This window comes from Nesterenkonia sp. CL21, from assembly GCF_031705515.1.
GTDB classification, from domain to species: domain Bacteria; phylum Actinomycetota; class Actinomycetes; order Actinomycetales; family Micrococcaceae; genus Nesterenkonia; species Nesterenkonia aethiopica.
On sequence record NZ_JAUTWR010000001.1, the window covers coordinates 1,054,639 to 1,080,416 of the forward strand.

The 25,778-nt window shown below is 69.0% G+C and carries 24 protein-coding genes; 11 read left to right on the forward strand and 13 right to left on the reverse strand.

The window, feature by feature from the left end:
• The first annotated feature begins 80 nt into the window (after positions 1-80).
• Positions 81-788: a 3-oxoacyl-ACP reductase FabG gene (gene fabG, locus Q7C18_RS04705; protein WP_311024389.1), complete on the forward strand. Its 708-nt coding sequence runs from the start codon at positions 81-83 to the stop codon at positions 786-788.
• Positions 789-844: 56 nt separating this feature from the next.
• Positions 845-1,609, forward strand: coding sequence for an SDR family oxidoreductase (locus tag Q7C18_RS04710; RefSeq protein WP_070162447.1), 765 nt, complete (start codon positions 845-847; stop codon positions 1,607-1,609).
• A 97-nt stretch (positions 1,610-1,706) separates the two neighbouring features.
• On the opposite strand, the gene Q7C18_RS04715 is transcribed toward Q7C18_RS04710, so the two are convergent.
• Positions 1,707-3,305 carry an ABC-F family ATP-binding cassette domain-containing protein gene (locus Q7C18_RS04715; RefSeq protein ID WP_085437308.1) on the reverse strand — a complete coding sequence of 533 codons (1,599 nt, stop codon included), beginning with the start codon at positions 3,303-3,305 and terminating at the stop codon, positions 1,707-1,709.
• A gap of 60 nt (positions 3,306-3,365) precedes the next feature.
• Here Q7C18_RS04715 and Q7C18_RS04720 point away from each other — a divergent pair, with 60 nt between their 5' ends.
• Positions 3,366-4,175 carry an ABC transporter ATP-binding protein gene (locus Q7C18_RS04720; protein ID WP_311024390.1) on the forward strand — a complete coding sequence of 270 codons (810 nt, stop codon included), beginning with the start codon at positions 3,366-3,368 and terminating at the stop codon, positions 4,173-4,175.
• A 4-nt stretch (positions 4,176-4,179) separates the two neighbouring features.
• Here the strand turns inward: Q7C18_RS04720 and Q7C18_RS04725 are convergent, their stop codons facing one another.
• The 7 genes from Q7C18_RS04725 to Q7C18_RS04755 all read right to left on the reverse strand — a co-directional run bounded on the left by Q7C18_RS04725 (position 4,180) and on the right by Q7C18_RS04755 (position 11,020).
• Positions 4,180-4,512 (reverse strand): metal-sulfur cluster assembly factor, encoded by a 333-nt coding sequence (locus Q7C18_RS04725; protein ID WP_070162443.1) that lies wholly within the window; start codon positions 4,510-4,512, stop codon positions 4,180-4,182.
• Between the two features lie 73 nt (positions 4,513-4,585).
• Positions 4,586-5,077: a Fe-S cluster assembly sulfur transfer protein SufU gene (sufU, locus tag Q7C18_RS04730; RefSeq protein WP_070162441.1), complete on the reverse strand. Its 492-nt coding sequence runs from the start codon at positions 5,075-5,077 to the stop codon at positions 4,586-4,588.
• On the reverse strand, positions 5,070-6,431 hold the full coding sequence (locus Q7C18_RS04735) for a SufS family cysteine desulfurase (protein ID WP_311024391.1): 1,362 nt from the start codon (positions 6,429-6,431) through the stop codon (positions 5,070-5,072). Before Q7C18_RS04735 ends, sufU begins: the two co-directional genes overlap by 8 nt.
• A 28-nt stretch (positions 6,432-6,459) precedes the next feature.
• A complete protein-coding gene (gene sufC / locus Q7C18_RS04740) occupies positions 6,460-7,218 on the reverse strand; it encodes a Fe-S cluster assembly ATPase SufC (RefSeq protein WP_070162438.1) in 759 nt (252 codons plus the stop codon).
• 81 nt (positions 7,219-7,299) lie between these two features.
• A complete protein-coding gene (gene sufD / locus Q7C18_RS04745; protein ID WP_070162435.1) occupies positions 7,300-8,589 on the reverse strand; it encodes a Fe-S cluster assembly protein SufD in 1,290 nt (429 codons plus the stop codon).
• 116 nt (positions 8,590-8,705) lie between these two features.
• Complete coding sequence (sufB, locus tag Q7C18_RS04750) at positions 8,706-10,163, reverse strand: Fe-S cluster assembly protein SufB (protein WP_070162433.1); 1,458 nt, start codon at positions 10,161-10,163, stop codon at positions 8,706-8,708.
• Entirely contained in the window at positions 10,160-11,020 is an 861-nt protein-coding gene (locus Q7C18_RS04755) for a helix-turn-helix domain-containing protein (RefSeq protein ID WP_311024392.1), read from the reverse strand. Before Q7C18_RS04755 ends, sufB begins: the two co-directional genes overlap by 4 nt.
• A gap of 159 nt (positions 11,021-11,179) precedes the next feature.
• Here Q7C18_RS04755 and Q7C18_RS04760 point away from each other — a divergent pair, with 159 nt between their 5' ends.
• Genes Q7C18_RS04760 through Q7C18_RS04770 form a run of 3 tightly spaced genes read left to right on the forward strand, consistent with a single transcriptional unit; the run spans position 11,180 to position 13,859 of the window.
• A complete protein-coding gene (locus tag Q7C18_RS04760) occupies positions 11,180-12,127 on the forward strand; it encodes an ABC transporter ATP-binding protein (RefSeq protein ID WP_237089990.1) in 948 nt (315 codons plus the stop codon).
• Positions 12,124-12,888: an ABC transporter permease gene (locus Q7C18_RS04765; protein ID WP_311024393.1), complete on the forward strand. Its 765-nt coding sequence runs from the start codon at positions 12,124-12,126 to the stop codon at positions 12,886-12,888. The genes Q7C18_RS04760 and Q7C18_RS04765 overlap by 4 nt, the downstream gene beginning before the upstream one ends.
• Entirely contained in the window at positions 12,879-13,859 is a 981-nt protein-coding gene (locus tag Q7C18_RS04770; RefSeq protein ID WP_311024394.1) for a COX15/CtaA family protein, read from the forward strand. The genes Q7C18_RS04765 and Q7C18_RS04770 overlap by 10 nt, the downstream gene beginning before the upstream one ends.
• Positions 13,860-13,875: 16 nt before the next feature.
• Here Q7C18_RS04770 and Q7C18_RS04775 read toward each other — a convergent pair whose 3' ends face one another.
• Positions 13,876-14,313: an RDD family protein gene (locus Q7C18_RS04775; RefSeq protein WP_311024395.1), complete on the reverse strand. Its 438-nt coding sequence runs from the start codon at positions 14,311-14,313 to the stop codon at positions 13,876-13,878.
• A gap of 371 nt (positions 14,314-14,684) precedes the next feature.
• Here Q7C18_RS04775 and glnA (Q7C18_RS04780) point away from each other — a divergent pair, with 371 nt between their 5' ends.
• From glnA (Q7C18_RS04780) to Q7C18_RS04790, 3 genes are all read left to right on the forward strand, one after another.
• Complete coding sequence (gene glnA / locus Q7C18_RS04780; RefSeq protein ID WP_311024396.1) at positions 14,685-16,109, forward strand: type I glutamate--ammonia ligase; 1,425 nt, start codon at positions 14,685-14,687, stop codon at positions 16,107-16,109.
• 228 nt (positions 16,110-16,337) lie between these two features.
• Entirely contained in the window at positions 16,338-16,889 is a 552-nt protein-coding gene (locus Q7C18_RS04785; RefSeq protein ID WP_311024397.1) for a maleylpyruvate isomerase family mycothiol-dependent enzyme, read from the forward strand.
• A 109-nt stretch (positions 16,890-16,998) separates the two neighbouring features.
• Positions 16,999-17,991, forward strand: coding sequence for an LLM class flavin-dependent oxidoreductase (locus Q7C18_RS04790; protein ID WP_311024398.1), 993 nt, complete (start codon positions 16,999-17,001; stop codon positions 17,989-17,991).
• Positions 17,992-18,028: 37 nt separating this feature from the next.
• Here Q7C18_RS04790 and Q7C18_RS04795 read toward each other — a convergent pair whose 3' ends face one another.
• Both Q7C18_RS04795 and glnA (Q7C18_RS04800) read right to left on the reverse strand, forming a co-directional pair.
• Positions 18,029-21,100: a bifunctional [glutamine synthetase] adenylyltransferase/[glutamine synthetase]-adenylyl-L-tyrosine phosphorylase gene (locus tag Q7C18_RS04795; protein WP_311024399.1), complete on the reverse strand. Its 3,072-nt coding sequence runs from the start codon at positions 21,098-21,100 to the stop codon at positions 18,029-18,031.
• A 16-nt stretch (positions 21,101-21,116) separates the two neighbouring features.
• A complete protein-coding gene (glnA, locus tag Q7C18_RS04800) occupies positions 21,117-22,457 on the reverse strand; it encodes a type I glutamate--ammonia ligase (protein ID WP_085437316.1) in 1,341 nt (446 codons plus the stop codon).
• Between the two features lie 147 nt (positions 22,458-22,604).
• Between glnA (Q7C18_RS04800) and panB the strand changes: the two genes are divergently transcribed.
• Positions 22,605-23,528 carry a 3-methyl-2-oxobutanoate hydroxymethyltransferase gene (gene panB / locus Q7C18_RS04805; protein ID WP_311024400.1) on the forward strand — a complete coding sequence of 308 codons (924 nt, stop codon included), beginning with the start codon at positions 22,605-22,607 and terminating at the stop codon, positions 23,526-23,528.
• Position 23,529: 1 nt separating this feature from the next.
• Here the strand turns inward: panB and Q7C18_RS04810 are convergent, their stop codons facing one another.
• Positions 23,530-23,712 carry an SPOR domain-containing protein gene (locus tag Q7C18_RS04810; RefSeq protein ID WP_311024401.1) on the reverse strand — a complete coding sequence of 61 codons (183 nt, stop codon included), beginning with the start codon at positions 23,710-23,712 and terminating at the stop codon, positions 23,530-23,532.
• 51 nt (positions 23,713-23,763) lie between these two features.
• Positions 23,764-24,537 (reverse strand): DeoR/GlpR family DNA-binding transcription regulator, encoded by a 774-nt coding sequence (locus tag Q7C18_RS04815; RefSeq protein WP_070162419.1) that lies wholly within the window; start codon positions 24,535-24,537, stop codon positions 23,764-23,766.
• 30 nt (positions 24,538-24,567) lie between these two features.
• Between Q7C18_RS04815 and Q7C18_RS04820 the strand changes: the two genes are divergently transcribed.
• Positions 24,568-25,767, forward strand: coding sequence for an MFS transporter (locus tag Q7C18_RS04820; RefSeq protein ID WP_311024402.1), 1,200 nt, complete (start codon positions 24,568-24,570; stop codon positions 25,765-25,767).
• Positions 25,768-25,778: the final 11 nt, after the last annotated feature.

Below are 25,778 nucleotides of genomic sequence, written 5' to 3' on the forward strand. Positions count from 1 at the left end.
CCGGCGATGTGACGAGACGGTCACCGTGTGCCTGACATAGGCTGGTGGGCAGTTGTGACCATTTTGACGACGGGAGACCCATGAGCGGACGCAGCGTACTGATCACCGGAGGCAACCGCGGCATCGGCCGCGCCATCGCCGAGGAGTTCATCGCGGCCGGAGACAAGGTCGCGGTGACAACCCGGACCGGCGAAGCCCCGGAGGGCGCGCTGGGGGTGGCCGCGGACGTCACCGACGCCGCCTCGATCGATGCGGCGTTCACCGCCGTCGAGGAGGCCCACGGACCTGTGGAGGTGCTGGTCGCCAACGCCGGCATCACCCGGGACACCCTGCTGCTGCGGATGTCCGAAGATGACTTCACGGACGTGGTGGACACCAACCTCACCGGAGCATTCCGCGTGCTCAAGCGTGCGTCCAAAGGCATGCTGCGCCTGCGCAAGGGCCGCGTGGTGCTGATCTCCTCCGTGGTCGGCCTCTACGGCTCCCCCGGTCAGATCAACTACGCATCCTCCAAGGCCGGGCTGGTGGGCATGGCACGGTCCCTCACCCGGGAGCTCGGCGGACGGGGCATCACCGCCAACGTGGTGGCGCCCGGGTTCGTGCGCTCGGACATGACCGACGCGCTCGACGAGGACACCCAGAAGAAGTATCTGGAGAACATCCCCGCCGGCCGTTTCGCCGAGACCGACGAAGTCGCTCGGGTGGTGCGCTGGCTGTCCTCCGAGGACGCCGGCTACATCTCCGGCGCGGTGATCCCCGTCGACGGCGGACTCGGTATGGGCCACTGAGCCCCGGTGCTCCGCAGCCGACCCCCGTCACCCAGTACAGAAGGAGACCATTGACCATGACTGAGACCCAGGACCTCGCCGGCACCGGCGCCATCATCACCGGCTCGTCCCGCGGCATCGGTGCGGCCACTGCTCAGCTGATCGCAGCCCGTGGAGCGGGTGTGGTGATCAACTACCGGCAGAAGGCCCCCCGCGCGAAGAAGGTCGTCGCACAGATCGACGAGGCCGGCGGCCGTGCCGTGGCCGTCGGTGCGGACCTCACCGAAGCCGCGGGTGCCAAGAGCCTCGTGGACGCCGCCGTGGAGAACTTCGGCTCCCTGGACCTGCTGATCCTCAACGCCTCCGGCGGCATGGAGTCAGACCGGGGCGAGGACTACGCCCTGAAGCTCAACCGTGACGCCCAGGTCCAGATGCTCCGCGCCGCGCTCGACGTCATGCCTCGCGGTGCCCAGGTGGTCTTCGTGACCAGCCACCAGGCGCACTTCATCAATGAGACCGCCACCATGGACGCCTACGAGCCGGTGGCCCGCTCCAAGCGCGCCGGTGAGGACGCCCTGGTGGCGATGATCCCTGAGCTGGACGAGAAGGGGATCACGCTGACCATCGTCTCCGGGGACATGATCGAAGGCACGATCACCGCGACGCTGCTCGAGCGTGCCGAGCCCGGTGCGATCGACGCCCGCCGGGAAGCCGCCGGCAAGCTGTACTCCGTGGAGGAGTTCGCTGCGGAGATCGCCTCGACGGTGAATCGGGACGGTCTCGCCCAGGGCCACGTGGAGCTCGTCGGAGGCGCGGAGGACTTCCTCAGCCGGCAGGGCTGAGCCTCCACTGCCCCATACTCCGCACCGGGAGACACAGCACAGGGCCGGGAGCGACGATGAGTCGTCGCTCCCGGCCCTGTGCTGTGGGGAGCCAGGATCAGGCCAGGGTGACCAGGTCCTGGTATTCGGCGGTGTAGAGGTCCTCGACGCCGTCGGGCAGCAGCACCACACGCTCCGGATCCAGTGCCTCCACCGCACCCTCGTCGTGGGTGACCAGCACGACGGCGCCCTCGTAGGTCCGCAGCGCGGCCAGGATCTCCTCACGGGAGGCGGGATCCAGGTTGTTCGTGGGCTCGTCGAGCAGCAGCACGTTGGCGCTGGAGGCGACCAGGGTGGCCAGGGCCAGACGGGTCTTCTCACCGCCGGAGAGCACCTCCGCCGGCTTGTGGACGTCATCGCCGGAGAACAGGAACGAACCCAGGATCTTGCGCTGCTCGGTGTCCGCCAGCTCCGGTGCGGCGGTCTTCATGTTCTCCAACACGGTGCGTTCGGTGTCCAAGGTGTCGTGCTCCTGGGCGTAGTAGCCCAGCTTGAGCCCGTGTCCAGGGATGACAGCCCCGGAGTCTGGCTGGGCGACTCCGGCGAGCATGCGCAGCAGTGTGGTCTTGCCTGCCCCGTTGTAGCCGAGGATGACCACCCGGGAGCCTCGGTCGATCGCCAGGTCCACACCGGTGAAGATCTCCAGGGAGCCATAGGACTTCGAGAGCCCTTCGGCGAACAGCGGCGTCTTGCCGCAGGACGCCGGCTTCGGGAAGCGGATGTTGGCCACCCGGTCCGCCTGTCGCTCTCCTTCGAGTCCGACCATCATGCGGTCGGCCCGCTTCAACATGTTCTGCGCGGCGACCGCCTTGGTGGCCTTGGCGCGCATCTTCTCCGCCTGGGAGCGCAGCGCCGTGGCCTTCTTCTCGGCATTGGCGAACTCGCGCTTGCGTCGCGCCTCGTCCTGCTCCCGCTGAACGAGATAGTTCTTCCACCCCATGTTGTAGACGTCCACCACACACCGGTTGGCATCCAGGTACAGCACCTTGTTGACGGTGCGCTCCATGAGCTCCACGTCGTGGGAGATCACGATGAATCCGCCCGAGAAGTGCTGCAGGTAGTCCCGGAGCCAGACGATGGAGTCCTGGTCCAGGTGGTTGGTCGGCTCGTCGAGAAGAAGGGTGTCGGCGTCCGAGAAGAGGATCCGCGCCAGCTCCACGCGCCGCCGCTGGCCGCCGGAGAGCGTCTTCAACGGCTGGGTGAGGATGCGCTCCGGCAGGTCGAGGTTCGCACAGATGGTGGCCGCCTCAGACTCTGCGGCGTAGCCGCCGGCTGCCACGAACCGAGCCTCCAGGGTGGAGTAGCGCTTCATGGCCCGGGCCTGGACGGCGTCGTCAGAGGAGCTCATCTGCTCCTCGGCCTGGCGCATCTTGGCCACGACCTCGTCAAGACCGCGCGCAGAGAGGATGCGGTCGCGGGCGAGCTGCTCCATGTTCTCCACTCGGGGGTCCTGGGGCAGGTACCCGATCGACCCGGTGCGCTCGACGTGACCGGCCGCGGGCAGGGCCTGGCCGGCGAGCACCTTGGTCATGGTGGTCTTCCCCGCGCCGTTGCGCCCCACCAGACCCACCTTGTCACCGGCGTCGATGCGGAAGGACACCTCGTCCATGAGCAGACGGGCGCCGGCTCGCAGCTCGAGGTTCGATACGCTGATCACAGTTGACAGGCCTTCCTGGGAGAGACGCGGACCGCCGCAGATCGGAGCAGCAGTCGAGACATGGCTGAGATGACGGACGGAGCGACGAGGAGCACGCTGAAGGGCGCCGACGCTCCGGCACACCCTGGACAGTCTAACGAGGCTGTCCAATCGGGCTCGCGGGTCCCCGCCTCTGGCCCGCAGCGCCTGGTCACCGAGGTCGACGCCGTCCACGTCGCCGTGGACCTGCCCGATGGCTCGCGTCGGACGATCCTCCACGAGCTGAGCCTCACCCTGGACGAGCCGGTGGTCGCGGTCGTCGGGGCCAACGGCTCCGGCAAGTCCACGCTGCTGCGGCTGGTGGCGGGCCTGGTCGCACCCACCGCCGGGGAGATCCGCTTCTCCCCGGCCGTGCCGCGGTCGGGGTTCATCTTCGCGAACCCGCAGGCGCAGATCATCATGCCGGTGGTGGGCGAGGACATCGAGTTCTCGCTGCGGGAGACGGTGAAGTCCCGCGCCGAGCGCACCCGCCGGATGCGGGAGATCCTGACACAGCTGGAACTCGGACACCGGGCGGAGTCGAGCGTCTACGAGCTCTCCTCCGGCGAGCGGCAGAAGGTCGCCCTGGCCGGAGTGCTGGCCACTGAGCCCGAGCTGGTGATCGCCGACGAACCCACCACACTGCTGGATCTGCGCAATGCCGCAGAGTTCCGCCGCCGCCTGCTCGAGCTGCAGGTGCCCCTGCTGCTGGCCACCCATGATCTGGAGTTCGCGGCCCAGGCGGACCGGGTCCTCGTATTCGATCACGGGCGGCTCGTGGACGACGACGAGCCGGCGGCAGCGATCGCTCGCTACCGCCGACTCGCCCTGCAGGAGCCTGAGGGCCGCTGAAGGCTCAGATGTTGAAGCCGAGGGCCCGCATCTGCTCGCGGCCGTCCTCGGTGATCTTCTCCGGCCCCCACGGCGGCATCCACACCCAGTTGAGCCGCCACTCGTCCACCATGGTGCCCACGTGCTGGCCGACCTGGTCCTCCAGGACGTCGGTCAGCGGGCAGGCGGCGGTGGTGAGGGTCATGTCGATGACCAGGGCGCCGTCCTCGGCGTAGTTCAGGCCGTAGAGCAGGCCCAGGTCGACGACGTTGATGCCCAGCTCCGGGTCGATGACCTCTTTGAGGGCCTCTTCGATGTCTTCGAGCGGTGTCCGCTCGGCGGTCGGGGTCTCACTCATGGTCCGCACTCCTTCCTTCGATGGCGTAACGCCACGGTGTCGCCATGTATGCCCGGCCTGTCCGGCCGGGGTGTCAGTCTTCGGTGCTCGGCGTGCGGGAGACGCGCGCCTGCAGCAGGGCGTCGTGCAGCGCCATCCAGCCCAGCAGGGCGCACTTGATGCGCGCCGGATACTTCGCGACGCCCACGAAGGCCGAGGCGTCCTCCAGCCTCTCCTGTCGCTCCTCGTCCGCCAAGGGGCGGCCTCGACCACGCATGAGCTCCCGGAAGGTCTCCCCCAGCTCTTCGGCCTCCGAGACCTGCGTGCCGTCGACGAGGTCATGCATGACCGACAGCGAGGCCTGGGAGATCGAGCAGCCGTGGCCCTCCCAGCCCAGACCCGCGATGCGCAGGTCCGTGCCGTCCTCCGAGGAGTCCAGCCTGACCCAGAGCCGGGCCTCGTCGCCGCAGGTCGGGTTGACCTGGAAGGATTCGCCGTCGTAGTTCTCCAGCGCACCTGCCCCGTGGCGTTCCCGGGAGTGGTCGAGGATCACCTGTTGGTAGAGCTGCTCCAGGGCGTCAGCCATGCTGCCCTCCCGAGGTGCTCCCCCCGAGGCCGAAGAACGGCCTCACACGCCCCAGCGCCTCCACGAACGCCGCGACCTCGTCAGGCGTGGTGTAGACGCCGGCTGAGGCTCGGGCCGAGGCGTGGACGCCGAGCCGCCGATGCACCGGCTGGGCACAGTGATGTCCCACGCGCACGGCGATGCCGGCGTCGTCGAGCACCTGGCCCACATCGTGCGGGTGCACCCCCTCGACGTCGAAGGCCACCACGGCGAGCCGGTCGACGGGATCCGTGGGGCCCAGCACCCGCACACCGGGGACCGAGGCGATCCCGTCGAGCAGCAGCCGGGTCAGCTCCTCCTCATGTGCGGCGAAGGACTCCATACCCACACCGTGGAGATACTCCACAGCGGCGTGCATCCCCACGGTCTGGGCGACCATCTGCGTGCCGGCTTCGAAACGGTTCGGCGGCGGCATGAACGTGGTGGTCTCCATGGTGACGACCTCCACCATCGATCCGCCGGTGATGAACGGCGGCAGGAGCTCCAGCAGCTCACGGCGACCATACAGGACGCCCACACCGGTGGGAGCGAGCATCTTGTGCCCGGAGAACGCGGCGAAGTCGACGTCGAGACCGTGGACGTCCAACGGCAGGTGGGCTGCGGACTGGCAGGCATCCAGCACCACGACGGCGCCGACGCGCCGCGCGTGCGCGACGACGTCGGCCACAGGGCTGATCGCGCCGGTGACGTTGGAGGCGTGCGTCAGCGCCACGATTCGGGTGCGCTCGGTGATCACGGAGAACGTCTCCGGATCCAGGCGGCCCTCATCCGTGAGGCCGATCCACCGCAGCGTGGCTCCGGTCCGTGCGGCGAGCTGCTGCCAGGGCACCAGGTTCGCGTGGTGCTCGGCCTCGGTGACCACGATCTCGTCACCTTCCGCGAGGGCGAAGCGCTCCGACGTCGCGGATTCGCCGCGTCCGAGCCGGGCGTCCAGCGTGGCGCTGAGGAAGCCGTGGCTGACCAGGTTGAGCGCCTCGGTGGCGTTCTTGGTCCACACGATCTCGTCCTCGTCGGCCCCGACGAAGCCGGCGACGGCGGCTCGAGCCGCCTCGTAGACCTCTGTGGCCTCTTCGGCGACCTGATGGGCGCCGCGGTGGACAGCGGCGTTGGTGCGCTCGTAGAAGTGCCGTTCCGCCTCGAGCACAGCACGGGGCTTCTGCGCGGTCGCCGCGGTGTCCAGGTAGACCAGCGGCCGCCCGTCACGCACGGTGCGCTCCAGCAGCGGGAAGTCCGCACGGACGGCCGCCAGCTCCGCCGCGCTCAGGGAGCGGGCGGAGCCGGCGGCCGGCGCGGGCTGCGGGTGAGCAGCGGTCATGGGATCAGTGCCTCTCGAGATGGTCGTCTCAGGCGGTGGCCGCGAGGAAGCGGTCGTAGCCCTTCTCCTCCAGCTCATCAGCGAGCTCCGGCCCACCGTGCTCGGCGACGCGCCCGTCGATGAACACGTGGACGTGGTCGGGCTTGATGTAGTTGAGGATGCGGGTGTAGTGCGTGATGAGCATGGTGCCCATGCCGTTGGCCTCATGGGCGCGGTTGACGCCCTCGGAGACCACGCGCAGGGCGTCGATGTCCAGACCCGAGTCGGTCTCGTCCAGGACGGCGAACTTCGGCTTGAACAGCTCCAGCTGCAGGATCTCCACGCGCTTCTTCTCACCGCCGGAGAAGCCCTCGTTGACGTTGCGGCTGGCGAAGTCGGCGTCGATCTTCAGCTGCTCCATCGCCTCGCGGACCTCCTTGGTCCAGGTGCGGAGCTTCGGCGCCTCGCCGTCCAGGGCGGTCTTCGCGGTGCGCAGGAAGTTGGTCATGGTCACACCAGGGACCTCCACCGGGTACTGCATGGCCAGGAACAGGCCGGCCTGGGCGCGCTCGTCCACGCCCATCTCCAGGACGTCCTCGCCGTCGAGGGTGATGGACCCGGAGGTCACCTCGTAGCGGGGGTGCCCGGCGATGGTGGCGGCCAGGGTGGACTTGCCGGAGCCGTTGGGGCCCATGATGGCGTGGATCTCACCGGAGGTGATGGTCAGGGAGACGCCCTTGAGGATCTCCTTGGTGCCCTGCTCGGTCTCGATGGAGACGTGGAGGTCCTTGATCTCGAGAGTAGACATGTCGTGTCCGTCGTCCTTTGCTGTGTCGTGAAGCGTCAGTGTCAAGCGGGTGGGGCAGTCCGGGCGCGCGCCCGGCGATGCTCAGAAGCCGGCGATCTCCAGCTCGTTCTCCAGGTCCTCCTGGAGGGAGTCCTCGATGCTGGACACACCGATCTTCTGGATGATCTCGTTCAGGAAGCCACGGACCACCAGCTGGCGGGCCTCCTTCTCCGGGATGCCCCGGGCCATGAGGTAGAAGAGGTGGTTCTCGTCGAACCGTCCGGTGGAGGAGGCGTGCCCGGCCCCCTCGATGACGCCGGTCTCGATCTCCAGGTTCGGCACCGAGTCCGCGCGGGCTCCGTCGGTGAGCACCAGATTCTGGTTCTTCTCGTAGGAGTCGGTCCCCACGGCCTCCTTGCGGATGAGCACGTCACCCACCCACACGGTGCGGGCCGAGGCGCCCTGGAGAGCGCCCTTGTACAGGACGTTGGACGTGTTCCGCGGCGAGTTGTGGTCCACGAACGTCCGGTGCTCAATGTGCTGACCGGCATCGGCGAAGTACAGGCCGTACATCTCCGCCTCCGCACCCTCGGCGGCGTAGCGGAAGTTGGTGTTGAGGCGGATGACTGCGCCGCCCAGCGACACGGCGACGTGCTTGTAGGACGCGTCGCGACCGACCTCGGCGTCGTGCTGTCCGACGTGGACGGCGTCGTCGTCCCAGCGCTGCAGGGAGATCACCTTCACGTCGGCGCCGTCGCCAACGATCACCTCCACGTTGCCGTTGAAGGCCGCGCTGCCGCGGTGCTCGAGCACGAACACCGCCTTCGCGTGGGTCCCGGCCTGCAGCACGATGTGGCTGTTGGCGCGACGTCCGGCGCCCGCCCCGGTGATGTCCACGCGGATCGGCTCCGCGACCTCGACGTCGGCCGGCACGCTGACGTGCAGCGCGTCGTCGACGTTCTTGGCCGCGACGGCGGCTGCGCGGTCCGCCGGCTGCAGGACGCTGTCGCGCGGAGCGATCCCCTGGGCCAGCGAGGAGACGACGACGTCCTCGGAGGCGGTGACGCGGTGCTCCGCGGCGTCGGCCTGACCTGCCTCGTCGGTCAGCACGCCGGTCAGCTTCTTCAGCGGAGTGAAGCGCCACTCCTCCTCACGGCCGCTCGGCTGCGGGAAGCCGGCGACGTCGAATCCGGTGTGCCGGTTGGCCCGGGAGCCGATGCCGGAGGTCAGCTGCTTCGTCTCACCGAGCCCGCCGTGGCTGTGCTCAGCGGCTTGGTTGGTCTCAGCGGCGAGGTTCTCGCCCTCCTCCGTCATGCCGGGGATGGAGATGCGGCGCTCGCCGACCTCCACTCCTGCGACCTTCTCCGCCTGGTCAGCGGGGGTGTTCGTCATCTGTTCCTCGTCCCTTGTCTGTCGTGGAGATGTGGGTGAAGTCGGATCTCACGGAGACCCGCCCCGGGGGCTCCCCCCGGAGCGGGTGTCCGTGCGTACGGCGATGAGGCCTCCGGTCAGCCGACCGAGCCTTCCATCTGCAGCTCGATGAGGCGGTTCAGCTCGAGGGCGTACTCCATCGGCAGCTCCCGGGCGATCGGCTCGATGAAGCCGCGCACGATCATCGCCATGGCCTCGTCCTCGGCCAGCCCGCGGGCCATGAGGTAGAACAGCTGGTCCTCGGAGACCTTGGAGACGGTGGCCTCGTGCCCGAGGGTCACGTCGTCCTCGCGGATGTCGATGTACGGGTAGGTGTCGGTCTTTGAGATCGTGTCCACCAGCAGGGCGTCACACACCACGGAGTTCGCCGAGTGCTCGGCTCCCTCGTTGACCTGGACCAGGCCGCGGTAGGAGGCGCGTCCACCGTTGCGGGCCACCGACTTCGAGACGATGGAGCTCGAGGTGTGCGGCGCCATGTGGACCATCTTGGAGCCGGTGTCCTGGTGCTGACCCTCGCCGGCGAAGGCCACAGAGAGGGTCTCACCCTTGGCGTGCTCACCGGTCAGGTAGACCGCGGGGTACTTCATGGTGACCTTGGAACCGATGTTTCCGTCGATCCACTCCATGGTGCCGCCGGCGTCGACGACGGCGCGCTTGGTGACCAGGTTGTACACGTTGTTCGACCAGTTCTGGATGGTCGTGTAGCGCACGCGGGCGTTCTTCTTGACCACGATCTCCACGACCGCCGAGTGCAGCGAGTCGGTGTCATAGATCGGGGCGGTGCAGCCCTCGATGTAGTGGACGTAGGAGTCCTCGTCGGCGATGATCAGGGTTCGCTCGAACTGACCCATGTTCTCGGTGTTGATGCGGAAGTAGGCCTGGAGCGGGATCTCGACGTGCACGCCCTTGGGGACGTAGACGAAGGAGCCGCCGGACCACACCGCGGTGTTCAGGGCGGCGAACTTGTTGTCGCCCACCGGGATGACGGAGCCGAAGTACTCCTCGAAGAACTCCGGGTGCTCCTTCAGTGCGGTGTCGGTGTCCATGAAGATGACGCCCTGCTCCTCCAGGTCCTCACGGATCTGGTGGTAGACCACCTCAGACTCGTACTGGGCGGCCACGCCGGCCACCAGACGCTCACGCTCGGCCTCCGGGATGCCGAGCTTCTCATAGGTGTTGCGGATGTCCTCGGGCAGGTCCTCCCAGGTGCGGGCCTGCTTCTCCGTGGAGCGCACGAAGTACTTGATGTTGTCGAAGTCGATCTCAGAGAGGTCGGCTCCCCACATCGGCAGCGGCTTGCGCTCGAAGTACTTCAGGCCCTTCTTGCGCAGCTTGAGCATCCACTCCGGTTCGTCCTTCTTGGAGGAGATGTCGGCGACGACGGCCTCGTCGAGACCGCGCTTGGCGTTGGCGCCGGCGACGTCGGAGTCGGACCAGCCGTACTCATAGGCCCCGATCGCGTTGAGCTCCGGATTCTTCTCCAGGATCTCAGAGATGACGCCCGGGTCCTCGGTGCGCTGGATCTGCTCGGTCATGACAACCTCTCTTGTTGACGGGGGGAGATGACGATTCTCTTGCGTCCGCCGGACAGGCGGCTGCCTGCGGAGGCGGTGCGTGTCGTGGGGTCCTGCGGGGCATCGGACGCTGAACGTCGGGCCCGCTGTTCGGCGGCGAGCCGCTCGCGGCCCACCGGGACGTGTGTGGTGCAGACGTGGGCTCCCGCGGCCTGCGTCGAGAGCCGCCGGACGTCCACTTCGAGCAGGCGAGAGATCATCTCGGTCTCTTCCTCGCAGAACACCGGATGGGCCTCAGCTATTTCCCGCACCGGGCAGTGTCCCTGACAGAGCTGGGTGGACTGCATGGCCAGCAGCGGATTGTCCCGGCCCACTTTGCGGGTGAAGCCGGCGAACCCGTCCTCGCTGAAGAGCTCGGCCAGCCTCTCCGAACGCTCGTCGAGGTCGTCGATGCCGGCCAGGTGCTGGCGGTAGCGATCCTCGTGGCCGGCGAAGTAGGCCTCTGCCAGCGCGCGGGGCGCCTCGTCACCGACGGCGTCGCCGAGCACGTCGAGAGCCCGCCGGGCCAGCCCGAGATAGTCGTCGCCGAGCACCTGCTGGCCCTCCTGCGAGATCACGTAGCGTCGGGAAGGACGTCCGGCACCCTTGCGACGGGAGGTGACGTTCTTGATCTCCACGATGCCCTGCTCGGTCATCGCGTCGAGGTGACGGCGTACAGCGGCGGCCGTGAGGTCAAGGCGCCTCCCGAGCGCCGCAGCGCTGATGGGGCCCTCCTCCACGACGAGCTGCAGCACCCGCTCACGCGTGGTGCCGTCGCCGTCCCGACCCGCGTCGACCTGCGCCGACACGGGCTCTGCGGAGCTCCGGCTCGAATACATGATCCTATTATGACTTATTCAAAACAGGCGTGCCAGTAAGGCGACCCTGCATTGATCCAGATCACAGCCGGGGCCACGAGCCCCGGCACAGGATGTCATCCTCCCACCCTCCAGCACCCTCGACCTCTACTACAACCTGTAGAAATGTAGAATGTCCTGGTGCCCCAGCATCCCCTCTGCCTCAGCCTGCGCCAGGTCCGATACGCGGTCGGCTCCGCCCGGTCCGCAACCGGTGTGCAGGAGATCCTCCGCGGCGTCGACTTCACCGCCCGCCGCGGCGAAGTGACCGTCCTCCTGGGGCCCAACGGTGCGGGGAAGACCACCGCACTGGGCTGCGCGCAAGGCCTGCTGCGACCCTCCCAGGGCACGGTCTCCCTGCTGGGCGAGGACCCCTGGCGGGCCGGGGCTGGGCTGCGCGCCCGGGTCGGCGTCATGCTCCAGGACGGCGGCCTCCCCCAGTCGGTGCGACCGAAGGTGCTGCTCGAACACGTCGCCCGGCTCCACGCGGACCCCTGGCCGCTTCAGGACCTGGTGGACCGCCTGGACATGTCCGGATTCATGGGCACCACCGTGCGCCGCCTCTCCGGCGGGCAGCGGCAGCGCGTCGCCCTGGCCGCCAGCCTCATCGGCCGCCCGGAGGCCGTCTTCCTGGACGAACCGTCGGCCGGCCTGGATCCACAGTCGCGGCAGACCGTCTTCGAGCTGGTCACGCATCTGCGGGACCGGGGGCTGGGCATCGTGCTGACCACCCATCTGCTGGAGGAGGCCCAACGCCTGGCCGATTCGGTGCACATCCTCAAGGACGGCGTCGTCGTGCGGCACGGCACCGTGGCCGAGCTCACCGACGACGGGCGCAGCCGGCGGCTGATCTTCGTCTCGCCCCGCACGTTGACCCGTGCCGAGCTCGAGGCGGCTCCGACGCCGATGAGCCTCGACGGCGGGGCGGACAACGAGCCCGGAGCCCGGTGGGCCGCCGGAGGCATCAGTGGCCCCCAGGATCTCCACCGTCTCACGGACTGGTGGCGCCAGATCGATCTGATGCCCGGCGAGGTCTCCTTCGAGGCCCGCACCCTCGAGGACGTCTTCTGGGAGGTCTCCGTCTCATGACCCCGCCGCTCTCCCGCCCCGCTCCGGCGAGCCGGCGCATCCTCGCCCATGGCTTCTACGAGACCCGCAACACGCTGCACAACGGCGAACAGCTGCTGGTCTCGATCATCCTTCCTGTGTTGGTGCTCATCGGAGCGCACCGTCTGGACATCGTCTCCGGCACGACCGCCGGAGGCCTCAGCGTGCCCGGGATCGATGTCATCACCCCCGGGGTGCTCGCACTGTCCGTGATGGCCTCTGCCTTCACCGGACAGGGCATCGCGGCCGGCTTCGAACGGCAGTACGGGGTGCTGGCCTATCTGTCCACCACTCCGCTCGGGCCGACCGGCCTGATCCTCGGCAAGGCCGTGGCCGTCGTCTGCGTCGTGGTCATCCAGGTGGTCGTCATCGGGGCGGCAGGACTGATGCTGGGCTGGCAGCCTGACCCCGGAGGCCTGGCGTGGCTGTCGCTGGTCCTCGTCCTGGGTGCCACCGCCTTCACTGCGCTGGGCCTGCTGCTGGCCGGCACGGTGCGAGCAGAGGCGACACTCGCACTGACCAACATCCTGTGGGTTCTGCTGGGGGCCGCCGGAGGCACCGTGTTCCCGCTCGACCATGACGGACCGGGCGCCCTGCTGCTCCTGCTCCCCTCCGCGGCGCTGGGCGAGGGCCTGCGCGCCGCTTCCATCGACGGGGCACTGGCCCCGGTCCCTGCTCTCGTCCTGGCGGGCTGGTCCGTGCTCGCCGTCCTCGCCGCACGAAGGTGGTTCCAATGGCGCTGACCGATTCCCTGACCCGCCGACTCCCCACCCGTATCACGACCATGACGCGGATCCTGGCGATCGCCACCCTGGTGTCCAACATCGGCATCATGGTCACCGGGGGCGCCGTGCGGCTCACCGACTCGGGCCTCGGATGTCCGGAGTGGCCCCGCTGCACCCCCGAGTCCTGGGTCTCCACCCCCGAGATGGGCATCCACGGTGCGATCGAGTTCGGCAATCGGCTGCTCACCTACGTGCTCATCGCCATCAGCATGGCCATGTTCTTGGCGATCGTCCGGCTCTGGGACAGCCACCGTCCACTCGTCGTCCGGTCGCTGCTGATCGGCCTGGGCATTCCGCTGCAGGGCGTGATCGGCGGCATCACGGTCTGGACGAACCTCAACCCGTGGGTGGTGGGCCTGCACTTCGTGCTGTCCTCGGTCCTCGTCATGCTCGCCGCCCAGCTGCTGCATCGAGTGAACCTGGAGCTCCGACACGACGGTGAGGCCGGACGTCCCCTCGTGGACGGGCCAGTGGACTCCGTCAGCTCCGCGATGGCTCCGGTCGTGCTGGGCGCCAGCTGGATCGCCGTCGTCCTGGGCACGATCGTCACGGGCACAGGCCCTCACGCCGGAGACCCGGGCGCCCCCCGGCACGGTTTCGACCCGGACCTGGTCACCCGCCTCCACACGATCCCGGTGTGGGTGCTGTGCGCGGCGACGCTGGCCATCCTGGTCCGGCAGCTCCGGCACCAGGCGTCCCCTGCTCAGCGGAAGGCCACCTGGTGGTTGGTCGGCGTGATTCTGGGCCAGGCCACCATCGGCTATGTCCAGCACTTCACCGGACTCCCCATCCTGCTCGTCCTGCTGCACATGCTCGGCTCCGCCGTGCTCATCGCCGCGGCGATCGTCCTGGTGGACAGGCTGCGGGCCCCGTATCGGACCCGCGGCCTGGACCGCGGGGCCCCGACGCAGGCCTCGGCACCCCGGTGAACACCGAGGTCGACGGTCACATCCTCAGCTGAACGGTTCCCGCCACACGGTCATGGACGGCGCGCCCGTCGGGCCCGAAGAGGATCGCCGGGAGGATCACCACCAGCAGCCCCGTGCGTACGGCCGACCAGAGCGGCCCTGGGGCCCGAGTGCCGCGCACCACCTGGATGCGGACCAGTCGTTTGCCGATGGTCACTCCGAGCAGACCCACCAGGATGATGTGCATCGCGGCGAAGATCAGCAGGGTCACCACCGGGTCGCCGGCGAACCAGACTGTGGAGATCAGCAGCGCGATCCCCCAGTCGATCAGCAGAGCCAGCACCCGGCGCCCGAACGGGGCCAGGCTGCCTGGGCCGTCCTCCGGAAGGCCCAGGCGTTCCCCCGGCCAGCTGTCTCCGGTCCCCTCCCCGGAGGGCTCGGAACCACCAGGGCGCGCGTCTCGGCTGTCTGCCACGGATCTCCTCTGCTCGACGGACCGTCGGCAGCATGTCTGCCGACGGACTCAGACCCACCATTCTACGGGCGAGGACGCTCTCCGGGCGGGACTGGCCGAGGGGGATGAGCGACTTAAGTTACATGGCTGAAACATTTGCGTGATGGTCGAGAAACCCCGCCTGCCTAGCGTGGACTCCAGAGCGTGAGCCTCGGCCCACGGCTCAGGTGACGCGGACCGGCCATCACGACGGCACGACCCCGGTGCACCCCGCGCCGGATCAGGTCATCGACGGTGATCGGTCCCACACACCTGTGCCGATCCGGCTAGGGTGAACAACGCAGACCGGGTCCGCCCGGTGTCCAGCACGATATCCATAGGAGCAAGGACGCATGTTCAGCAACCCCGAAGAAGTCCTGAAGTTCATCCAGGAGGAGGATGTCCGCTTCGTCGACATCCGGTTCACGGACCTCCCCGGCAGCCAGCACCACTTCAACGTCCCGGCGAAGACCGTCAACCTCGACTTCTTCGAGAACGGGCAGCTGTTCGACGGCTCCTCGATCCGCGGGTTCCAGGGCATCGAAGAGTCTGACATGCAGCTCATCCCGGATGTCGCCACCGCCTTCATCGACGAGTACCGCGTCGAGAAGACCCTGGCGATGAACTTCTCCATCGTGAACCCGCGCACCGGCGAGCCCTACGTCCGCGACCCGCGCGGCGTCGCGCAGAAGGCCGAGGAGTACCTGGCTTCCTCCGGCATCGCCGACACCGCCTTCTTCGGTGCTGAGGCCGAGTTCTTCCTCTTCGACGATGTGAAGTGGCAGTCCTCGCCGCAGGCCTCCTTCTACTCGGTCGACTCCGACGAGGCCAACTGGAAGTCGGCCGAGGAGCTCGCAGGCGGCAACCTGGGCCACAAGCTCGCCACCAAGGGCGGGTACTTCCCGGTCTCGCCGCAGGACAAGAGCGCCGACCTCCGTGACGCGATCTGCATCGCGATGGACAACGCCGGCCTCGAGGTCGAGCGTTCCCACCACGAGGTCGCCGCTCCGGGCCAGCAGGAGATCAACTACAAGTTCAACACGCTGGTCCACGCCGCCGACGACGTCCAGAAGTTCAAGTACGTCGTGAAGAACACTGCCGACCAGTTCGGCAAGTCGGCCACGTTCATGCCGAAGCCCGTCTTCGAGGAGAACGGCTCGGGCATGCACTGCCACCAGTCCCTCTGGAAGGACGGCGAGCCGCTGTTCTTCGACGAGAAGGGCTACGCGAACCTCTCCGACACCGCGCGGTGGTACATCGGTGGCCTGCTCAAGCACGCCCATGCGGTCCTGGCGTTCACCAACCCGACGGTGAACTCCTACAAGCGACTGGTCAAGGGCTATGAGGCCCCGGTCTCCCTCGTGTACTCGCAGGGCAACCGTTCCGCCTCGATCCGCATCCCGATCACCGGGGCAAACCCGAAGGCGAAGCGCCTCGAGTTCCGCGCTCCGGACGCCTCGGGGAACCCGTACCTGGCCTTCGCCGCGCAGATGATGGCCGGCCTGGACGGCATCCGCAACCGCATCGAGCCCCACGAGCCGGTCGACAAGGACCTGTACGAGCTGCCGCCCGAGGAGCTGGCGACCATCCCTCAGGCCCCCGGCTCGCTGGATGAGGCGCTGGAGGCTCTGGAGAACGACTACGAGTTCCTGCTCGAGGGCGGGGTGTTCACCGAGGAGATCGTCAAGACCTGGATCGCCTACAAGCGTGAGCAGGAGATCGAGCCGCTGAACCTGCGCCCGAACCCGCACGAGTTCGAGCTCTACTACTCGGTCTGACCCGCAGACTCAGGTCGACGTCGAAGGCCCCGTGGGCGGCAGCTGCCAGGCTGTCCCCCACGGGGCCTTTCGCGTGCGCTGCGGTGGGCGCCCCTCTGCCCACGGTGCCGGGACCCACGGCCATACGCCCTGGCCACAGACCTCCGCCCGCCACTAAGGTCTGTGGGCATACCCGACGCCCGACGACCAGCGGCCACCACATCCCGAAGGCCGCAGGAGGCCGACACCATGTCAGAGATCGCCGCCCGTCACGCCCGGCTCGCCGCCGACTTCAGGAGCACCGCCGCCTCCGTGCCCCCGGGCCGGTGGGACGCTCCCTCACCCTGCCAGGGCTGGACCGCACACGACGTCGTCGCCCACGTCATCGAGGCGCACCTGATGCAGCTCGGTTTCGCCGATGCCGTTCCGCAGAACGTGCCTGATGCCGTCGAAGCCCCCGTCGAGGCCCTGGACGTCGTGATCGCCGCGGTCCAGGACCAGCTCGGGGACCCCGACCGCGCCACGCAGGTGATCGACGGAATCGCCGGGCAGATGCCCTGGGAGACCTCCGTCGACTCGTTCCTGTGCTTCGACCTGCTCGTCCACCGCTGGGACCTCGCCCGTGCCGCCGGCTTGCCGGAGGCGCTGCCTCCCGAGGACGTCCGCTGGGCGTCGGCCGTCGCCGACGGGTTCGGCGAGATGCTCCACGCCGAAGGAGTCTGCGCCCCACCGCTGGAACCTCCCCAGGACGCCGATGAGCAGACCACGTTCCTGGCCCGGCTCGGCCGACGCACCTGGTGATCATGCTCTCAGCGAATCCGGGATGACGTGCCGCCGCGCCCCTGTTGGATCCGGTGAGCGCTGACACGGGTCAGCGCACCCGTCCGTCCGGAACCGCCGAGGAGCCGCTGTGCCTGCATCCCGTCCCCTGTCCCTGCTGGATCTGGCGACCGTCCGGTCCCCGGAGACGATCGCAGACGGCATCGCCCGCAGCCGCCGACTGGCACGCACCGCCGACGGCCTGGGCTACACCCGGCTCTGGTTCGCCGAGCATCACAACATGCCCCACATCGCCTCCTCGGCGACCTCACTGATGATCCAGCACATCGCCGCGGCCACCGAGAACCTCCGCGTCGGCTCCGGCGGCATCATGCTGCCCAACCACACTCCCCTGGTCATCGCCGAGCAGTTCGGCATGCTGGCGACTCTCTTCCCCGGGCGGATCGACCTCGGACTGGGTCGGGCCCCAGGCACCGACGGCGCGACCATGCGGGCGCTGCGCCGCGACGGCACCGAGTCCGACCGGTTCGAGTCCGACATCATGGAGCTCAACGGCTATCTGTCCGGATACTCCCGCATCCCCGGGGTCCGGGCCTACCCGGGGGACGGCACCGACGTCCCCCTCTATATCCTCGGGTCTTCCCTGTTCGGCGCCCAGCTGGCCGCCAAGCTCGGGCTGCCCTATGCCTTCGCCTCCCACTTCGCCCCGCAGATGCTGACCCAGGCCGCGGATCTCTACCGGTCCACCTTCGACGCCACCCGGTCGCTGCTCGGCCCCGAGGCCCGCCCGCACTTCATCGCCGCGGCCAATGTGATCGCCCACGACGACGCCGACGCGGCCCGGGCCCAGCGCCGAGCCGCCGAAGACTCCTGGATCCGCAGCATGCTCGGCCGAAACCGGACGTTGACGGACGACGACGTCATCATGCTCCGTGACCATCCGGCAGGTCAGCAGGTGCTCGACATGCTCTCACGCACCGTGGCCGGCACCGGAGCAGAGGTCATCGCCTGGCTGGACCGCCTGGCCGAGGAGGTCCAGGCCGACGAGCTGATGCTGGTCAACCTCGCACCCGAGGAGGATGTCCAGCACCGCACTTTGGAGCTCCTCTCCCCGACCGCATGACGGTGCCGGGTTCTCGGCGTCCGACCCTCGGAGTCCGTCAGACGTCTTCGTAGAAGAGCCTCTCGTAGACCTGCCGGCAGCGCCGCGTCGTACGCAGATAGTGTTCCTCGAAGGCGGCTGCGGAACCGGCGTCGAAGCCGCACCAGCGGGCCACGGCCTCCAGGTCCCGGCGCGATGAGGGCAGTACGTCCGAGGTCCGTCCGCTCCACACCTTCATGGCGGCCCTGGCTCGGGTGCACAGCCTCCAGGCCTCGGCCAGCACGGCGGCGTCCTCTGCCGCCAGCAGCTCATGCTGAACCAGCACCTCGAGGGTGTCCAGCGTGTTCGTCACCCGGAGCTCCGGGTGCTCATAGGCATGCTGCAGCTGGAGCAGCTGGGCCAGCCATTCCACGTCGGAGAGACCGCCGCGGCCCAGCTTCACATGACGGGACGGGTCGGCTCCACGGGGAAGGCGCTCCGATTCGACCCGGGCCTTGATCCGCCGGATCTCCCGCACCTCGGACTCGGAGGGGGCCGGGGCGTAGCGGACCTCATCCACCAGCTCCATGACGTCGGCCGCCAGCTCGTCGCAGCCGGCGATGGGACGGGCTCGCAGCAGCGCCTGGCGCTCCCAGACGTCCATCCACCGCCGGTAGTACTCGCGGAAGGACTCCAGGGTCCGGGAGATCGGGCCGGTCTTGCCCTCGGGTCGGAGATCGGCGTCGAGCTTCAGGGGGTCCTCCCCACGCACCGGCGGCTTCACCGACTGGGAGAGCAGAGCGGTCAGCCGTGTCGCCAGACGCCGGGCCTGCTCATCGGCGACGGTCGGGTCCGCCCCCTCGACGGCGCGGTGCACGAACATGGCGTCCATGTCCGACCCGTAGGAGATCTCCTGGCCACCCTGCCGTCCCATGGCGACCACGAGGAACTTGACGTGCTCGCCCTGCTCGGCAAAGACCTCCCGCTCGGCCACGTGCAGGGCGCCCAGGGTCGCGGCCCTGTCGACGTCGGAGAGCGCACGGCCCACCTCGTCCAGCTCCAGCAGCCCGGCGGCGTCGGCGATTGCGATCCGAAGCACCTCGCGCTGACGCACCAGTCGGGTGAGCCGGACCGCGGTGGACGCGTCCCCCTCATGCCGGGCCAGCTGATTTCGGATCTCCGTCCACAGCGACTCGAAGCTCAGCGGTCGCAGCGCAGAGTCGTCACCCAGCCACCGGCTCGACTCCGGCGAGTGCTCCAACAGGTCGGAGATGAAGCGGGAGCTGGTGAGGATGTGGCACAGCCGCTCGGCGGCCACCGAGGAGTCCCGCAGCATCGTCAGATACCAGGGGCTCGTGCCCAGGGACTCGCTGAGCCTCCGGAAGGCCAGCAGTCCGGCGTCGGGATCCACCCCTTCGGCGAACCAGCCCAGCATCATCGGCAGGATGCGGCGCTGCAGCGTCGCCCGCCGGGTGACTCCCGCGGTAAGCGCCTCGATATGCCGCATAGCGCCGGAGGTGTCCGAGTACCCCAAGGCGGCGAGCCGGTCCTGTGCGGCCTGGGACGACAGGCGGACCTCCTCGTCGGAGAGCACCGCAGTGGTCGAAAGCAGCGGACGGTAGAAGATCGTCTCGTGGAAGCTCGCCACCTCACGCACCACGCTGCGCCACGCCTTGAGCAGGTCCTCAGCGGAATCCCGTCGGTCAGCCTGCGGCGGCCGCACAGCATGGGCGAGGGCGCGGAGCTCCGGCTCCCTCCTGGGCATCAGATGCGTGCGTCGCATGTTCGACATCTGGATCCGGTGCTCGTAGAGCCGCAGCTGTCGGTAGCAGCGGGACATGGCCTCCTGGTCCCGGCTGGCCATGTACTCGCCCTCTCCGAGCGCCCGGATGGCGGTCAGCGTGTCCCGGACGTGCAGCTCCTCGTCCACGCGTCCATGGACCAGCTGCAGCAGCTGCACCGTGAACTCGATGTCACGCAGCCCTCCACGGCCGAGTTTGATCTCCCGGTCCACATGCTCGGCAGGGATGTGTTCGAAGACCCGCCGGCGCATGCGCTGGACGTTCTCCACGAACTCCGGCTGCTGCGAGGAGCTCCACACCAGCGGCCACAGCGTGGTGATGTAGGCCTCGCCCAATGCCTGGCTGCCGGCGATGGGGCGCGCCTTGAGCAGCGCCTGGAACTCCCAGCCGTGGGCCCACCGCTTGTAGTACTCCACATGGGACTCCAGGGTGCGGGTGAGCGGGCCGTCCTTGCCCTCGGGCCGCAGATTCGCATCGACCTCCCACAGCCCTGGTTCCGGCGCCGAGGAGTTGATGACCTTGGAGATGCCTCCGGCCAGCCCTCCGGCGATCGAGCTGACCTGCGCGTCGTCCACGTCCTCCGGCCCGCGATGGACGAAGACGACGTCCACGTCGGAGATGTAGTTCAGCTCGCGGGCCCCGCATTTGCCCATCCCGATGACCGCGAGCTCCACCTGCTGGGCGATCGGGCCGTGACGCTCCACCAGCTCCGCCCGAGTCACGGCGAGGGCGGCCTCGACGGCCGCGGCCGCCAGGTCTGCCAACTGCTGGGAGACCAGCGGCTGATAGGCCAGCGGGTCCGCCGCGGTGAGGTCACGCAGAGCCACGGCGGTGAGCAGGTGACGATAGGCCACTCGCAAGGCGACCGCGGCGTCGCGGGCCGTGAACCCGTCATCCAGGCGGGCCACCGGCGTCTCTGACCCGGGGTCCGCGCGCACCTCTTCGAGCAGGACCCGCCGGAGGTTCTCAGCGTCGTCGACCCGCGGCCGACCATCGGGGGATGGAAGATCCGCCTCCTCCCGGTGATCGAACACCACGCGCACCGCGTCAGGGCGGCGCACCAGGAACTCGCCGAGCGCCCTCGAGGCGCCCAGGAGCCGGATCAGCGGGACCGCCTGCGGATGGTGGCCGTCGCTGACCTCCTCGAACAGCGCGAGGACGTCCGGTGCCTGCTCGAGCAGCCGGATGAGCAGCAGCAGGGCCTGATCGGCATCGGGGGCCCGCCTCAGCGTGCCCAGGAGTTCCGGCCTGCCGATCGTCCGCAGCTGATCGTCCTGCAGGAAGGCCGCAGCTCGGTCCAGCTCGTCGAAGCCGGCGGCGATCAGGTCGCGTGTGGACGGTGTGCTCATGCTCGTCCGGCCGGTCTCAGATCATGCCCAGGTATCGGTTGATCTCGAAGGGCGAGACGTTGATCCGGTACTCGTCCCATTCCTGCTGCTTGTTGCGCAGGAAGTTCTCGAAGACCTGCTCGCCGAGGATCTCCGCCACGAGCTCGGAGTCCTCCATCTGGCGGATCGCATCGTGCAGCGTGCCGGGCAACGGCTTGATGCCCAGTGCCTTGCGCTCCGGGGTGGTCAGAGACCACACGTCCTCAGTGATCGCCTCCGCCAGCTGGTACTCCTCCTGGATGCCCTTCAGCCCGGCACCCAGCACGACCGCGTAGGCGAGGTAGGGGTTGGCGGAGGAGTCGATGCCACGGAACTCCACCCGCGCAGAGCCGCCCTTGGTGGGCTTGTACAGCGGCACCCGCATGAGGGCCGACCGGTTGTTGTGCCCCCAGGAGACGTGCGACGGCGCCTCTCCCCCGCCCCAGAGGCGCTTGTAGGAGTTCACGAACTGGTTGGTCACCGCCGTGAACTCCGGTGCGTGGGTGAGCACACCGGCGATGAACTGCCGGGCGATGGTGGAGAGGTTGAACTCGGCGTTCGGCGCGAAGAACGCGTTCGTGTCGCCCTCGAAGAGGCCGAAGTGCGTGTGCATGCCCGAGCCGGGGTGCTCGGCGAAGGGCTTGGGCATGAAGGTCGCGTATTTGCCCTGCATCACGGCGACCTCCTTGATCACCGTGCGGAAGGTCATGATGTTGTCCGCCGTGGTCAACGCGTCCGCGTAGCGGAGGTCGATCTCGTTCTGGCCGGGTCCGGCCTCGTGATGGCTGAACTCCACCGAGATCCCCACGGCCTCCAGCATGGAGACCACATGGCGGCGGAAGTCCTGGGAGACGCTGCCGGTCACGTGGTCGAAGTATCCTGCCCGGTCCACCGGCACGGGGTAGCCGTCCGCGTCGACCTCGTCGGAGTCGAGCAGGTAGAACTCGATCTCCGGGTGGGTGTAGCAGGTGAAGCCCATCTCCGCGGCGGTGTCGAGCTGTCGGCGCAGCACGGAGCGCGGGTCAGCGGCGGCCGGCTCCTGGTCCGGCGTGAGGATGTCGCAGAACATCCGGGAGGTGGGCTCATCCTCGCCCCGCCACGGCAGGATCTGGAAGCTCGAAGGGTCGGGCTTCAGCAGCATGTCCGACTCGAAGACGCGGGAGAGTCCCTCGATGGAGGAACCGTCGAAGCCCAGCCCTTCGCTGAAGACGCCCTCCACTTCGGCGGGCGCCAGGGCGACCGACTTCAGCGCGCCCACGACGTCGGTGAACCACAGACGCACGAAGCGCACGTCCCGTTCCTCGATGGTGCGCAGTACGAATTCCTGCTGTCGATCCATGCTCGCTGCAGCCTCTCTGCCGTGCGTGGGTGTCTCGCCGCTCCCACTCTACCCAAGTCTTCGCCCACGTCGGGGCCATCCGGGGTGCGGTTCGGGGTTCGCCGACCCTCATGCCGGCTCGCCGGCAGAAGGCGCTAGCCTGGAGCCATGCCAGCTGAGAATCAGAGCAGCGAGACAGACACCCAGGCCACCTCCCCCGCGTCCACCCCCTATGGGGGGTCAGGCGGCGCGGCGGCCGGAGGCACCGCAGGCGAGGCCGGGGCGACGCCGCACTCCCCCTCGCGGATCCGCACGGTCCACCTGCGACGTTTCAAGGACGACGGCCGCCGCTTCGCCATGCTGACCGCCTATGACGCCCAGATCGCCTCGATCTTCGACGAGGCCGGCGTCGAGGTGCTGCTGGTGGGCGACTCCGCCGCCAATGTCATGATGGGCCGGACCACTACGCTGCCGATCACGGTGGACGAGATGCTGTTGTTCTCCCGATCAGTGGTCAACGGCGTCCGGCGCGCCCTGGTGGTGGCCGATGTGCCGTTCGGCAGCTACGAGGCCTCCCCGCAGCAGGCGGTGGCCACCGGCGTGCGCTTCCTGAAGGAGGCCGGCGTCCACGCGGTGAAGGTCGAGGGGGATGCCGCCATGGCGCCCCACGTGCGCGCCATGGTCGCCGCCGGGATCCCGGTCATGGGGCATGTGGGATTCACTCCGCAGTCGGAGCACGCGCTCGGAGGCTACCGAGTCCAAGGCCGCGGCGATGCGGCCGCCCGAGTGCTCGAGGACGCGCGAGCCATGCAGGACGCCGGCGCGTTCTGCGTGCTCATGGAGATGGTCCCCTCGGAGGTCGCCGCCGAGGTCGACGCCGCTCTGGAGGTCCCGACCATCGGCATCGGCGCCGGAGGGTCCACCACCGGGCAGGTGCTCGTGTGGCAGGACATGCTCGGCATGACCCAGGGCCGCGTGCCTCGCTTCGTGAAGCGCTATGCCGACCTTCGCGGGGTGATCTCCGAGGCCGCGACGGCTTTCGCCGACGACGTGCGCTCGGGCACGTTCCCCGCGGAGGAGCACGGGTTCTGAGTCAGCCCTCGGCGTCCTCCGCCGAGTCGCTCTCGTCCCATCGCTCGTTGTTCGCCCGCACCTTCTCCATGGCGCGGGCCGCCTCCGCATGGGAGTCGTAGGGACCCAGGAGGTGCTTCCAGCTGGACTGGGCGCCCTGCTCGACCTCGCCGGTGCGGACGTTGTACCAGTACTGCGTGCTCATGGCTCCAGCCTACGCCGCACGCCCTCGCAGGCACAGCGCGAAGGCGCGACATCAGGCACAGCAGACGACGTCGACCCCCTCCTGCTCCAGCCAGAGCCGTCGCTCGCGAGACAGACGCCCCGTGGCGAGGGTGTCTACCGCCGAGGAGGGGCACACCGAGAAGACCGCCGAGAGCCCGATCTTCTCGGCCGCCGCGGCGGCGACCACCTGACGGGAGGACCCGATGAGCGCCTTCTTGACGTCGGCGTCCTGAAGCGTGGACGCCGTCATCCCGGACTCCTCGTCCCATCCGCAGACCCCCAGCACGCCGATGTCCGCCCGGAAGTCCTCGATGTCGCGCACCGCCCGGTGGCCGCTCCAGGACAGCTCGCCAGGGTTGAGCTCGCCTCCGGGGGTCAGCACCCGGATCCCCCTCCCTGAGGCGTCCCCTCCCTCCGCAAGCACGGCCGCGAGATGCACCGACAGCGCGAGGACGGTGAGCTCCCGCCCGGCCAACGCTCGGGCCACCGCTCCGCAGGTGGTGCCGTCGTCCAGGATCACGCTGGAGCCGTCCGGGATCATGGCGGCCACCGCCTCCCCGATCCCGCGCTTCTCCTCCACATGAGTCTCGCTGCGCACCTGGAACGGCAGCTGCGCGCCTCGTGCGGGCAGCCCGACGGCACCCCCATGGGTGCGCCGCAGCACCCCGCGGCGTTCGAGATCGCTCAGGTCCCGGCGAATGGTCATCGCAGAGGCCCCGGTGGCGCGGACCAGATCGGAGGCGCGCACCTCGTCGCCGCCCCGCACGGCTGCGATGATCGTTCTGTGTCTGTTCGCACGTTGCATGTGTTCGATCTGATCGGAAGACTGCTCGCCATGCAAATGCCCAGCCCAGCGGACCGCGTGCCGACTCCGCCGCCGCCCTCCCTGCGACGCAGCCGGATGGCGACCATGGCGGCCTTCGCCACGAACGGCGCCCTGCCGGCCTCCCTGCTGGCCCGGTATGCGGAGGTCAAGGAGGCCCTGGGACTGAGTCCGGCGCTCTTCGGACTGCTGGTCGTCGGCATCGGTCTGGGCGGCACGCTGGCCGTGCACCTGCCGGGAGTGATCTCCCGTCGCTTCGGCGTCGCCTGGTCGGCCGGTGTGGGCACGGCCTGGGTGGGCGGCTCCCTGGTGGTGGCCACCTCCGGCGTGGCACTGGCCAGCCCGTGGCTCGTCCTGCTGGGACTGCTGCTCGCCGGCTTCGGAGACGCCGTGGTGGACGTGGCGCAGAACTCCCAGGGCTTGCGGGTCCAGGAGGCCTACGGCCGGTCCCTGCTGAACTCCATGCACGCCGGGTGGAGCGTCGGAGCGGCGCTGGGCGGCGCCGTCGGCACGCTCGCCGCACTGCTGGGTGTGCCGATTCTGACCCATATGGCCGTCTGGGCCGTGGTCTGCGCGGCCGCGATGGCCGCATCCGCCCGGGCGTTCCTGCCGGAGCCGGAACCGGTGCTGGGCACCCCGCAGAGCACCACCCGCGCCACCGGCTGGGCCACGGCGAAGATCCTGATCCCGTTGGCGCTGGTGGCACTGGCCGGGATCTCGGTGGAGGACGTGGGCAACAACTGGTCCGCCGTGCTGCTCTCCAGCGAACGCGACATGGCCGCGGCCTCCGCCGGCATCGGCCTCACCGTCCTGCTGACCGCCCAGTTCATCGGCCGCCTGCTGGGAGACAGGGTGATCGATCGGCTCGGCGACCGTCGGGCTCTGCTGCTGAGCCTCGCCGCCGTCGTGCTGGGTCTCCTCGGGGCCGCCTGGGCGCCCACCGTCCCCCTCACCCTCGCCGGACTGGCCCTGGCCGGAGTGGGCTGTGCGGTGACCGTCCCGATCGCGTTCGCTCGCGCCGACGCGGTGCCCGGACTGCCCCCGCACAGCGGCGTCACCTGGATCAGCTGGACCATGCGGACCGTCACGCTGAGCCTCTCGCCGGCGATCGGCGCCATGACTCAGAGCACCTCGCTGCCGATCGCCCTGACCGTGGTGACCCTCATCGCCGTCGTCGCCCTGGTGCTGCAGCTGCGCCCCGTCGCCCGGTGAACGCCCCCTGT

Coding starts and splice junctions, on each gene's coding strand:
- glnA (WP_311024396.1), top strand. CDS start 14,685: ATGTTCAGCAACCCCGAAGAAGTCCTGAAGTTCATCCAGGAGGAGGAT.
- Q7C18_RS04815 (WP_070162419.1), bottom strand. CDS start 24,537: ATGCAACGTGCGAACAGACACAGAACGATCATCGCAGCCGTGCGGGGC.
- Q7C18_RS04770 (WP_311024394.1), top strand. CDS start 12,879: ATGGCGCTGACCGATTCCCTGACCCGCCGACTCCCCACCCGTATCACG.
- Q7C18_RS04710 (WP_070162447.1), top strand. CDS start 845: ATGACTGAGACCCAGGACCTCGCCGGCACCGGCGCCATCATCACCGGC.
- Q7C18_RS04810 (WP_311024401.1), bottom strand. CDS start 23,712: ATGAGCACGCAGTACTGGTACAACGTCCGCACCGGCGAGGTCGAGCAG.
- glnA (WP_085437316.1), bottom strand. CDS start 22,457: ATGGATCGACAGCAGGAATTCGTACTGCGCACCATCGAGGAACGGGAC.
- fabG (WP_311024389.1), top strand. CDS start 81: ATGAGCGGACGCAGCGTACTGATCACCGGAGGCAACCGCGGCATCGGC.
- Q7C18_RS04820 (WP_311024402.1), top strand. CDS start 24,568: ATGCAAATGCCCAGCCCAGCGGACCGCGTGCCGACTCCGCCGCCGCCC.
- sufB (WP_070162433.1), bottom strand. CDS start 10,163: ATGACCGAGCAGATCCAGCGCACCGAGGACCCGGGCGTCATCTCTGAG.
- Q7C18_RS04785 (WP_311024397.1), top strand. CDS start 16,338: ATGTCAGAGATCGCCGCCCGTCACGCCCGGCTCGCCGCCGACTTCAGG.
- Q7C18_RS04720 (WP_311024390.1), top strand. CDS start 3,366: ATGGCTGAGATGACGGACGGAGCGACGAGGAGCACGCTGAAGGGCGCC.
- Q7C18_RS04765 (WP_311024393.1), top strand. CDS start 12,124: ATGACCCCGCCGCTCTCCCGCCCCGCTCCGGCGAGCCGGCGCATCCTC.
- Q7C18_RS04725 (WP_070162443.1), bottom strand. CDS start 4,512: ATGAGTGAGACCCCGACCGCCGAGCGGACACCGCTCGAAGACATCGAA.
- panB (WP_311024400.1), top strand. CDS start 22,605: ATGCCAGCTGAGAATCAGAGCAGCGAGACAGACACCCAGGCCACCTCC.
- Q7C18_RS04795 (WP_311024399.1), bottom strand. CDS start 21,100: ATGAGCACACCGTCCACACGCGACCTGATCGCCGCCGGCTTCGACGAG.
- Q7C18_RS04735 (WP_311024391.1), bottom strand. CDS start 6,431: ATGACCGCTGCTCACCCGCAGCCCGCGCCGGCCGCCGGCTCCGCCCGC.
- sufD (WP_070162435.1), bottom strand. CDS start 8,589: ATGACGAACACCCCCGCTGACCAGGCGGAGAAGGTCGCAGGAGTGGAG.
- Q7C18_RS04755 (WP_311024392.1), bottom strand. CDS start 11,020: ATGTATTCGAGCCGGAGCTCCGCAGAGCCCGTGTCGGCGCAGGTCGAC.
- sufU (WP_070162441.1), bottom strand. CDS start 5,077: ATGGCTGACGCCCTGGAGCAGCTCTACCAACAGGTGATCCTCGACCAC.
- sufC (WP_070162438.1), bottom strand. CDS start 7,218: ATGTCTACTCTCGAGATCAAGGACCTCCACGTCTCCATCGAGACCGAG.